The 901-nt window shown below is 36.5% G+C and carries 2 pseudogenes (1 of these 2 only partly in view); one reads left to right on the top strand and one right to left on the bottom strand.

Annotated features, from left to right (window positions below):
- Positions 1–8: 8 nt before the first annotated feature.
- Positions 9–353 (top strand): annotated as a pseudogene (locus EDM02_RS03620) (IS4-like element ISWosp8 family transposase); the annotation flags it as partial.
- 14 nt (positions 354–367) lie between these two features.
- Here EDM02_RS03620 and EDM02_RS03625 read toward each other — a convergent pair.
- Positions 368–901 (bottom strand): annotated as a pseudogene (locus EDM02_RS03625) (IS4-like element ISWosp8 family transposase); its annotated part runs 13 nt beyond the window's last position; the annotation flags it as partial.

A 901-nucleotide genomic window follows, 5' to 3' on the forward strand; every position in this document is an offset into this window, starting at 1 on the left:
CGTTTATGTTATCCAATGGCAAAAGAGAAGTTTTGGTTACTTCACTTTTTGACAGAGCACAATTTACCCTGGAAAGCATTAGTAAAGTTTATGCTTTGAGGTGGCATATAGAAGAGTGTTATAAACGATTAAAAATAAGTGCAGAACTAGAGAATTTTTCTGGTATATATTTAGAAGCTGTATTACAGGAATTTTGGGCTCATTTAGTAATGTGTAATTTATTGGCACTGCATATGTGTGATGCTCAAGGTCCCTGGAAACCAGAGAAAATAAATGAGTATCGTTTGAATTTTTCAGTTTTGTTTGGTGTGATGCGTCAAAAAATGCATCAAGTGCTGATTGGGAAGTGCTCAACTAANNTGCACACTCTATCAAAGAGTTTCTGAAAGCTTTTAGTTGAGCACTTCCCAATCAGCACTTGATGCATTTTCTGACGCATCACCCCAAACAAAACTGAAAAATTCAAACGATACTCATTTATTTGCTCTGGTTTCCAGGGACCTTGAGCATCACACATATGCAATGCCAATAAATTACACATTACTAAATGAGCCCAAAATTCCTGTAATACAGCTTCTAAATATATACCAGAAAAATTCTCTAGTTCTGCACTTATCTTTAATCGTTNGAGCATTACAAATCAGAGATGTAGATAAATCAACAAATAGTGAAACCCTGGCTAAAGGGAGCACAATTCCGTTTGTGCCATTTGGTTTAAAAAGACCAAACTCCGATATGATTTCGGGTGAAGCAGGTAAACGAAGGGAAGAACCATCTGCTGCAATAAGTCTGTACCTCTTCCATGTGCCATAGGTAGGATCATTTTGGTAAGCTATCCGGATGCTGTCTTCCAATAATTCTTTAAATCCAGTATGAGAAAGTTTATACCTTGCTTTGGAAA

It is taken from the genome of Candidatus Cardinium hertigii, assembly GCF_003788695.1.